This is a genomic window from Geodermatophilus sp. SYSU D01119 (genome assembly GCF_054049975.1).
Map to the genome: position 1 here is coordinate 81,602 of NZ_JBJGYL010000024.1, position 6,440 is coordinate 88,041.

Annotated in this window: 7 protein-coding genes; 4 read left to right on the forward strand and 3 right to left on the reverse strand. The window is 75.5% G+C overall.

Annotation, left to right across the window (positions count from 1 at the left end):
- Positions 1–135 precede the first annotated feature (135 nt).
- From ACI79X_RS17720 to ACI79X_RS17730, 3 genes are all read left to right on the forward strand, one after another.
- Positions 136–594, forward strand: a complete 459-nt coding sequence (locus tag ACI79X_RS17720; protein WP_457026730.1) for a universal stress protein — start codon at positions 136–138, stop codon at positions 592–594.
- A 13-nt stretch (positions 595–607) separates the two neighbouring features.
- The gene (locus tag ACI79X_RS17725) at positions 608–1,720 is read left to right on the forward strand and encodes an adenylate/guanylate cyclase domain-containing protein (protein WP_457026731.1); all 1,113 of its coding nucleotides are present in this window, start codon (positions 608–610) and stop codon (positions 1,718–1,720) included.
- Positions 1,721–1,804: 84 nt separating this feature from the next.
- A complete protein-coding gene (locus ACI79X_RS17730) occupies positions 1,805–3,442 on the forward strand; it encodes an ABC-F family ATP-binding cassette domain-containing protein (RefSeq protein ID WP_457026732.1) in 1,638 nt (545 codons plus the stop codon).
- 76 nt (positions 3,443–3,518) lie between these two features.
- On the opposite strand, the gene ACI79X_RS17735 is transcribed toward ACI79X_RS17730, so the two are convergent.
- The 3 genes from ACI79X_RS17735 to ACI79X_RS17745 are packed head-to-tail and all read right to left on the reverse strand — an operon-like array spanning position 3,519 to position 5,519.
- Positions 3,519–4,082, reverse strand: a complete 564-nt coding sequence (locus tag ACI79X_RS17735; protein ID WP_457026733.1) for an N-acetyltransferase family protein — start codon at positions 4,080–4,082, stop codon at positions 3,519–3,521.
- Positions 4,079–5,188, reverse strand: a complete 1,110-nt coding sequence (locus tag ACI79X_RS17740) for an alpha/beta fold hydrolase (protein ID WP_457026734.1) — start codon at positions 5,186–5,188, stop codon at positions 4,079–4,081. Before ACI79X_RS17740 ends, ACI79X_RS17735 begins: the two co-directional genes overlap by 4 nt.
- Positions 5,109–5,519 carry a hypothetical protein gene (locus ACI79X_RS17745; RefSeq protein WP_457026735.1) on the reverse strand — a complete coding sequence of 137 codons (411 nt, stop codon included), beginning with the start codon at positions 5,517–5,519 and terminating at the stop codon, positions 5,109–5,111. Before ACI79X_RS17745 ends, ACI79X_RS17740 begins: the two co-directional genes overlap by 80 nt.
- Positions 5,520–5,640: 121 nt before the next feature.
- On the opposite strand from ACI79X_RS17745, the gene ACI79X_RS17750 reads away from it, so the two are divergent.
- Entirely contained in the window at positions 5,641–6,411 is a 771-nt protein-coding gene (locus ACI79X_RS17750; protein ID WP_457026736.1) for an SDR family NAD(P)-dependent oxidoreductase, read from the forward strand.
- The last annotated feature ends 29 nt before the right edge of the window (positions 6,412–6,440 follow it).

The following is a 6,440-nucleotide window of genomic DNA, read 5'->3' on the forward strand; positions in this document are numbered from 1 at the left end:
CCCTCCGGCCGCGCGCCGCGGCGGATCGCCCCGGCCGTCCACCCGCCGTCCACCAGCCGTTTCCCCGCGGCCCCCATCGGGTGCGCCGCCGTGACCGCGGGCACAGCCGCCGCGGCCGGTCACTACAGTGCGGCCGTGAGCGCCTACCGGACGGTCGTCGTCGGCACCGACGGCTCGGACTCCTCGCTGCGCGCCGTCGCCCGCGCCGGGGCCCTCGCCGGCGCCTGCGGCGCGGCCCTCGTCGTGGCGTGCGCCCACCTGCCTCCCGAGGAGGACGAGCGGGAGCTCGCCCGGGCCCGCGACGTGCTGCGCGACGAGGCCTACCAGGTGGTCGGCTCGCACCCCGCCGAGGACACCGTCCGCCGGGCGGGGGAGGCGGCGCGGGCCGCGGGCGCGGGGGAGGTGCGCACCGTCGCCGTCGTCGGCTCGCCGGTGGAGGCGCTGCTCGACGTCGTCCGCCGCGAGGACGCCGACCTGCTCGTCGTCGGCAACCGCGGGCTCAACGGCCTCAAGGGGCGGCTGCTGGGCTCGGTGCCCGCCGACGCCACCCGGCGTTCGGACTGCGACGTCCTCGTCGTCCACACGACGGGCTGACCCGGAGCCGGACGTGGACCCCGCCGGCCCCGACCCCGCCCTCCGGGAGTCGCTGGAGCGCCTGCTGCTCGGCGGGCCGCGCCGGCTGACGCGCCTGGAGGTCGCCGCGGCGGCGGGCATGCCGCCGGAGCGGACCCAGCGGCTGTGGCGCGCGCTCGGCTTCCCCGACGTCGCCGACGACGACCCGGCCTTCACCCTCGCCGACGTCGGGGCGCTGGCGACCGTCTCGGCGCTCATCGACTCCGGCTTCGTCGAGCCCGGCACCGAGGCCTCGATCGCCCGCGCCACCGGGCAGGCGCTGTCGCGGCTGGCCGACTGGCAGACCGACCTGCTCGCCGCCGCGCTGCTGCGCCAGGGCCGGGAGGCGGGCGAGCCGGTCGACGTCGTCGCCGCGGCCGAGACGCTGCTGCCGCTGCTGGCCCGCACGCAGGACTACGTGTGGCGCCGGCACCTGGCGGCCAACGTCGACCGGCTGATGTCGGCCGACGCGCCCGGCGACCGCCGGGAGCTCGCCGTCGGGTTCGCCGACCTCGTCGGCTACACCTCCCGCTCCCGCGGCATGGGTGGCCGCGAGCTCGGTGCGATGGTGGAGGCCTTCGAGGCGACCGCGACGGAGGTCATCGCCCGGCACCGCGGCCGGGTGGTGAAGACCGTCGGCGACGGCGTCCTCTACACCGCCGTCTCCGCCGTCGACGCCGTCGAGATCGGCCTGACGCTGCCCGGCGCGTGGGAGACCGAGGACCGCCCGCCGCTGCGGGTGGGCGTCGCCTACGGGCCGGTGCTCACGCGGCTCGGCGACGTCTACTCGCCGGTGGTGAACCTGGCCAGCCGGCTGACCTCGCTGGCCCGCCCGGGGACGCTGCTCGCCGACCGCGTGCTGGCCGGGCACCTGCGGGGCCTGCGGCAGTACCGGGTGCGCCCGCTGAAGCGGGTGTCGGTGCGCGGCTACGACCACCTGCAGCCCTGGCTGGTGCGACGCCGGCCGCCCGGAGAGGAGGACAACGCGCTGGAGTCGATGCTCGACGAGATGGCCGACGACGTCCTCGCCGGCGACGACACCGAGGACGACACCGTGGACGACACCGTGGACGACGGGGACGACGCCGGGAACCCGCACGACGACTGAGCGCCCCCGCGCTACCGTGGTGGCGTGCTGTGACCCGTGGACCCGACGTCGTCCCCTCTCCGACCGTCCTCCCGGGAGCACCCCATGAGCGCCACCCTCGTCGCGCGCGCCCTCTCCGCCGGCCACGGCGCCCGCGTCCTCTTCTCCGGCCTCGACCTCGTCGTCGCGCCCGGTGACGTCGTCGGCCTGGTCGGCGTCAACGGCGCCGGCAAGTCCACCCTGCTGCGCACCCTCGCCGGCGAGCTGCCCGCCGGCGGTGGCTCGGTGTCGCTGAGCCCGCCGACGGCGACCGTCGGGCACCTGCCGCAGGAGCGCGACCGCCGCGAGGGCGAGACCGTCGCCGCGGCCGTCGCCCGGCGCACCGGCGTGGCCGCCGCGCAGGCCGCCCTCGACACGGCCACCGCCGACCTCGCCGAGGGCCGTCCCGGCGCCGACGACGCCTACGGCGAGGCGCTGGAGCGGTGGCTGGCACTCGGCGGCGCCGACCTCGAGGAGCGGCTGGAGGCGGTGCTGGCCGACGTGGCCCCCGGCGTCGCCCCCGACGCGCCGATGCCCGCGCTGTCCGGCGGCCAGGCGGCCCGGGTGGGCCTGGCTTCCCTGCTGCTGTCGCGGTACGACCTGCTGCTGCTCGACGAGCCCACCAACGACCTCGACCTCACCGGGCTGGACCAGCTCGAGCGGTTCGTCACCGGCAACCGCGCCGGCGTCGTCGTGGTCAGCCACGACCGCGAGTTCCTGTCCCGCACCGTCACCCGCGTCGTCGAGCTCGACCTCGCCCAGCAGCTGGTGCGGGTGGTCGACGGCGGCTACGAGGCCTACCTCGCCGAGCGCGAGGTGGCCCGGCGGCACGCGCGCGAGGAGTACGAGGAGTACGCCGGGACGCGGGCCGAGCTCGAGGCCCGCGCCCGGATGCAGCGCAACTGGCTGGCCAAGGGCGTGCGCGACGCGGTCAAGAAGAAGAAGGACCCGGACAAGCACATCACCGCGCACAACCGGTCGACGGCGGAGAAGCAGGGCGCCAAGGCCAAACAGACCGAGCGGCGCATCGAGCGGCTGGAGGTCGTCGAGGAGCCCCGCAAGGAGTGGGAGCTGCGGATGACGATCGCCGCGGCCCCGCGCGCCGGCGCCGTCGTCGCCACCCTGCGCGACGCCGTCGTCCGCCGTGGGGAGTTCACCCTCGGACCGGTGAGCCTGCAGGTCGACTGGGGCGACCGGGTGGCGATCACCGGCCCCAACGGCTCGGGCAAGACGACACTGCTCGGCGCGCTGCTCGGCCGGGTGCCGCTGGACTCCGGCAGCGCGTCGCTCGGCCCGGCGGTGCGCCTCGGCGAGGTCGACCAGGCGCGCGGGCTGTTCACCGGCGACCGGCTGCTGCTGGACGCCTTCGGCGCGGAGGTCCTCGACTGGCCGACCGCCGAGGTGCGCACCCTGCTGGCGAAGTTCGGCCTCACCGCCGAGCACGTGCTGCGCCCGGCCGCGACGCTCTCGCCGGGGGAGCGGACCCGCGCCGCGCTGGCGCTGCTGCAGGCGCGCGGGGTCAACGTGCTGGTGCTCGACGAGCCGACCAACCACCTCGACCTGCCGGCCATCGAGCAGCTCGAGTCCGCGCTGGCCGCCTATCCCGGGACGCTGCTGCTGGTCACCCACGACCGCCGGATGCTCGACGCCGTGGCCACCACCCGCCGGTTCGCCGTCGAGGACGGCAGGGTGACCGAGAGCTAGCTGAGTCGAAGGACCTCCCTGCCCCCCACCGCTCGCGGCGGGGCCCTGCAGGGAGGCCGGGGAACGGGATCGGAAGTCAGCTCAGATCTCGGCCCAGCGCCTCGTCGAGGCCGACGGTGGCCATGCCCGACCACGTCTCGTCGACGTGGTGGGCGAGCACCATGAGGTCGCGCAGCTGCCCCTCGCGGTCGCGGACGTGGTCGCGCAGCAGCGCCTCCCCGGTGAAGCCCAGGCCGGTGAACAGCGCCAGCGCGCTGCCCTGCTCGGCCACGACCTCGACGACGAGCTTGCTCAGGCCGTCGCCGACCGCCGTCACCAGCGCGTGCCGGGCGAGCGTGCGGCCGAGGCCCGCGCCGCGACGGGCGGGGGAGACCACCAGCCGGACCTCGCCGACGTGGGAGGACCAGCCGGGCAGCCGCCGGACCGCCACGTAGCCGGCCACGCCGCCGTCCCCCTCCCCGCCGCCGTCGAGCGCGACGAACCGCCGCGCCGTCCCGCCGCCGGACGCCCAGGACCGGACGACGTCGGGGTCGGTGACCTCCTCCTCGATGAAGGTGAGGTCCTCCTCGGGCAGGGACCGGAAGAACCGCAGCAGCGCGTCGCAGTGCGCCTCGCCGAGCTCGACGACCTCCACGCTCATCCCTCCTGCCCGGCGGCCCGGCCGGGCGTGTGCTCGTCGCTGCGCTGCCGGAGGAACCCGATGATCTCCGGCACCGTGGTCTTGGCCGCCGTCCGGCCGACCACCAGGCCCATGTGCCCGGCGTTCAGCCGGAGCTCGTGCTTGTCCTCCGACCCGACCAGGTCGATCAGCGGCGCGGTCGCCCCCGGCGGCACGATGTGGTCGCGGTCGGCGCGCACGGTGAGGAACGGCAGCCGGATGTCGGACAGGTGCACCCGGTCGCCGCCCACGGTCAGCCGGTCGGTGACCATCCCGTTGTCGCGCACGAGCATCTGCACCGTCTCCCGGGCGGCCGCGCCGGGGAACGGGATGTGGTCGTCGGACCAGCCGGTCATCGCCTGGTAGGCCGCGACGTACTCGTCGTTCCAGAGCCGCTCCCACAGGGTCACGTAGCGGGTGACCTCGGCGGTGGGGGTGAGGGTCCGGAACCCCTGGACGACGACCCGCGGCGGCACGTTGCCGTCGTCGTCGAGGACGTCGTCGACCTCCAGCCCGCCGCGGAAGACGTCGGCCATCGGCCCCATCTGCGTGAAGTCGACCGGGGTGGCGAGCACCGACAGGCTGCGTACCGGGGCGTCGGGGTGGTGCGCCGCGTGCAGCAGGCACAGGTCGCCGCCGAAGCAGTAGCCGAACAGGTTGACCTGGTCGGCGCCGGAGATCTCGCGCACCCGGTCGATCGCGGCCGGGATGTAGTCGTCGACGTAGTCCTCGAGCCGGTTCTGCGCGTCGCGCTCGTCGGGCTCGCCCCAGTCGACCATGTAGACGTCGAAGCCGGCGTCGAGCAGCTGCTCGACGAAGCTGTTGCCCGGCGTCAGGTCGAGGATGTAGCTGCGGCTGATCAGGCTGAAGACGATGAGCAGCGGCGGCGAGTACCGCACCTCCTCGCTCCGGTAGTGCCACAGCTGGGTGCGGCCGCGCTGCCAGACGACGTCCTTGGGCGTGAGCCCGACGCCGGGCCGGTCGACGCCGGCGACGAGCTTGATGCCGTTACGCGCGCGGAGGGTGTTGCGCTCGACGTCGCGGCGCACGCGGTCGAGCACCGCCTGGGGAGTGGGGACCGTCGGCATCGGGCTCCTCCGGGGTCGGGTCGGCGGCACGGGCGCGCCGTTCGTTCTCCAGCTGCACGGTCAGCCGGCGCACCTCGCGGTCGAGGGCGCCGATCTGCGCCCGCAGCCGCGCCAGGTCGCTGCCGGCGGGCAGGTTGACCAGGTGCCAGGCGCGGGCGGACACCCCGCGTGCGGTGTCGCGCGCGAGTGTCTGCGCGCGGCGCAGCAGGGTGACGCCGGTGGCGAACCCGGGGGTCCGCACCAGGTTGTCCGCGTGCGGGGTCACCGCCTTCTCGGCGGCGTCGAACGCCTGCCGCCACAGCGGCGTGCCCGGTGGCTGTGCCGACGTCATGCCGACCTCCTCCCCGCGGGTCCTGCTGCCCGCGCAGCTCCCCCTACCCGCCCGGCCGGTGATGTACCGCACAGTCCGGATACGGTCCCGGGGACGGTGCGGTCAGCGAGGGGAGAGCACGGTGGCGGACAAGAGCGTCCTGGACATGTTCCGGCTCGACGGCAGGGTGGCGATCGTGACGGGGGCGTCCTCGGGGCTGGGCGTGGTCTTCGCCCGGGCGCTGGCGCAGGCCGGGGCCGACGTCGCCCTCGGCGCCCGCCGCGAGGACCGGATGGCGGCGACGAAGGAGGCGGTCGAGGCCGAGGGCCGGCGGGCGATCACCGTGCGCACCGACGTGGCGCGGGTGGAGGACTGCCAGGCGCTGGTCGACGCCACCATGAACGAGTTCGGGCGCGTCGACGTGCTGGTCAACAACGCCGGCATCGGCACCGCCGCGCCGGCCACCCGGGAGAAGCCGGAGGAGTTCCGGTCGGTCATCGACGTGAACCTCAACGGCTGCTACTGGATGGCGCAGGCCTGCGGGCGCGTGATGCAGCCGGGCAGCTCCATCGTCAACATCTCCAGCGTGCTGGGGCTGACCACCGCCGGGCTGCCACAGGCGGCGTACGCGGCGAGCAAGGCGGGGCTGATCGGCCTGACCCGCGACCTCGCGCAGCAGTGGACCGGCCGCAAGGGCATCCGGGTCAACGCCCTGGCGCCGGGCTTCTTCGCCTCGGAGATGACCGACCAGTACCCCGAGGGCTACCTCGACCAGCAGATGAGCCGGGTCCTCGCCGGGCGCGCCGGCGACCCGATGGAGCTCGCGGCCGCCCTCGTCTTCCTCGTCAGCGAGGCCGGCGGCTACGTCACCGGGACGACGATCCCGGTGGAGGGCGGCATGCTCACCAGCTGAGCTCGGTGCCGGGGCCCCGCCGTCCGGCG